Source organism: Telmatospirillum siberiense, from assembly GCF_002845745.1.
Lineage (GTDB): Bacteria > Pseudomonadota > Alphaproteobacteria > Rhodospirillales > Magnetospirillaceae > Telmatospirillum > Telmatospirillum siberiense.
Genome location: NZ_PIUM01000073.1, coordinates 1 through 2,697 on the forward strand (window position 1 = coordinate 1; position 2,697 = coordinate 2,697).

Below are 2,697 nucleotides of genomic sequence, written 5' to 3' on the forward strand. Positions count from 1 at the left end.
GTGATTTGGTTCGCGTGAAGACTGTCACCGGTGTCAGGCCGGTCGCGGCGGGGCGCGGGCCTGATAGCGATGGGGAACGAAGGAGGAAGGCGCCCGCCGATCGGGCGGCAGAGCCCGCTCCACGACGAGCGGCGCCGCCACCGTCTGGGCGGTCGGCGGGCCGGAGGTCAGCGCGCCCGAAGAGGCGTTGCCCAAGGGGAAGCAGGCGGGGCAGACCATCTTGCCGTGGTCGGCGTTGCCTCGCTGGTCTTGGGGGGAATGATGCTGGACATGCTCGCACAGCGGCGTGCCGTCCAGCATCGCCATATCCATCGCCTGCGGCGAGGCGTCGGATAGGGACGTTCCCGTCCAGCCGAAAAGATTGATGGCGAGAACGACCGCTCCCGCCCAAGCCGTCAGCAGATGTTTCAGGGGCGTCTTGGCACGGCGCGGGATCGCCGCGCGGTCCTCGCCCCGCAGGGAGAGCCTCGCCGTTTTCAGCAGGGAGAAGAGTTGGTGCCACCGCCGCGCCATGGTTCCTTAATCGACCGGTTTCCGCTCGTGGCCGAGCCTCGATCTGGCCGGCGGGAGCGTTGATCCTATCTGGTTATCCACTGTTCATATCCGCGTGCCTTGACGCAGATCAAAACCCATGGATCATGCTACCAAGAGATATAGAATACCCATATTTTATGAATATTAATACTCATTCTCGTTTCCCTCAGCCACCGCAAAGGGATGTGATTATTCTGCCGTCGATAATTTACTTATTTTTCACGTTGTACATTTAAAATTACACATGATTTATGGCAGCCATCTACATGGTATACAAATTTTATGGATTTTAAAGGCAGATAATCCGGTGGTCCGGGATTATCGAAGGGGTGCGGGATGATTCGCGGCCGGAAACCCTTTGCCGTCTCTCCAGGACCGGAGCCGGCTGGAAAGCGGAGCGGGTTTCCGCGCGATCTCATCCTTGTCCCAGCCGAGTTGCAGCGGACCGAAGGACAGGGCGATTCCAGGCACTACCCCGGGGAAGCGAGGTTTCCCCGGGGGGCTGGCGAGCGAAATGCCCGTTGTTTCCGTCATCAGAAGGACACGGTCATTCCGGCGTTGAACGACCGGCCGGCGGCCGGCAAAGCGCCCATGGCGGCCGAGGTGTTGGTCGCCCGCCAATAGGAGACGTAGGCCCCGCCGTTCGGGTCGTAATATTGCTTGTTGAACAGGTTGTCGATGCCGACGGCCACGGTGATGTTCTCGAAGCTGTAGGACGTCCGCCAGTTCACGATGGCGAAGCCGGGCGTCGTCTGCTCGTTCTGCAAGGGATTGGTGACCGATTTGTCATTGACCAGTTTCAGTTCGGCCGTACTGTTCCAGCCATCCAAATGATGCGTGAGGCTGATCAGGGCGTTCAGCGGCTGCATCCGGTAAAGGCGCTGCCCGTTGTTCATCTGAATGCCTTTGACCCAGCCGGCCGTTCCCGTGATGTCGACGTCACCGTAATCCTGGTGCTTCGCCAGGGATTTGCTGCCTGACAGGTCGAAGCCGTAAAGCTGGGAATCGTGGTTGGCGAACTTCAGAAGATTGATGCCGGGTGTCGAGCCCGTGCTCAGTTTGTCGACGCCGATATAATCCTGCACATAGGTGTAGTAGGGCGTGACTTTGACCGCCCAATCCTCACGAGCGGCGTCGTGCCAGCCGGCGCTGACGCTGACGGTATTGGCGGTCTCCGGGCGCAGGTTGAGGTTGCCGACATATTCGGTGCCGTTGCCGAACCAGCCGATCATGCTGGCCGCCATGGCGCCGGTGGACCAGGCATAGCGCTCGTAGAGATTGGGGGAGCGGGTCTTGCGGGCGAAGCCGAATTCCTCGGTGTTGATTGGCGTGGCTTCAAAGCGGGTGGTTGCCGTCAGGTCGTAGTTGACGTCGGTCTTCTTATGGCTTTGGGCGTTGAAGGCCGCCGAATCGACGCCGTACTTGGCCATCGCGTTGTTGGAATAGCCGGCGACGTTGCCGGTATCCATCATGATGACGTCGTTGCGCAGTCCGAAAAGCGATGTCCATTGGGCATCCCACTTTCTTTCCCATTCGGCGAAGGTGCCGAGCTGATTGCGGCTGCCTTCGTTGATATTGATGAAGGTGTTGGGGCTCATCATGCCATTGGCGGTCTTGCTGGTCGGGGGCCACCAATCGCTCAGGCGATAGGCGTGATATTCGTTGCCGATGCGCAGGGTGTCGTCCCGGCTGACCGGCAGTTCGGCCTTGAGGGAATAACCGGCGTCGGTGCCATTGGTATTCATCGGCATATGGCCGGTGGTGTTCCGTCCGGGCAGGAAGTCCATCTCATGCTTGGCGTTTTGCCAATAGACCTTGCCGGTGATCGTTCCCCAGCCGTAGTCGCCGGTGTAGCCCGTGTTCAGATAGTTGCTGGAGTTGCCGGTCAGGTCCATGCGGGCATTGGGAAAACCTTCATATGGGGTCAATTGGTGGCCAGCCCGGACCGTCAGTTCATGGCCGTCTTCGCGGAAGGCCAGGGTGGCGTTGTGGCTTTGGGTTTCGAACTGGCTGTTGAAGATCCGGTCTCCGTTGCCGTCATGGGATTCGCGGGCCCGTGTCCATGAGCCGTCATAGCCGAGGCTGACGTTTTCCGTTGCCGCCGTGACGTTGCCGTTGGCTCCGATCTGCCGGTTGATGCTGCGGAAGAAGGTCGTCGCCGAT

The 2,697-nt window shown here is 60.0% G+C and carries 2 protein-coding genes; both read right to left on the minus strand.

Annotated elements, in window-relative coordinates:
* Positions 1-33: 33 nt before the first annotated feature.
* The gene (locus CWS72_RS27225) at positions 34-513 is read right to left on the minus strand and encodes a hypothetical protein (protein WP_101253811.1); all 480 of its coding nucleotides are present in this window, start codon (positions 511-513) and stop codon (positions 34-36) included.
* Positions 514-1,067: 554 nt separating this feature from the next.
* Positions 1,068-2,697: TonB-dependent receptor domain-containing protein (locus CWS72_RS27230; RefSeq protein ID WP_101253812.1), on the minus strand; the 1,630-nt coding region annotated here is incomplete at its 5' end.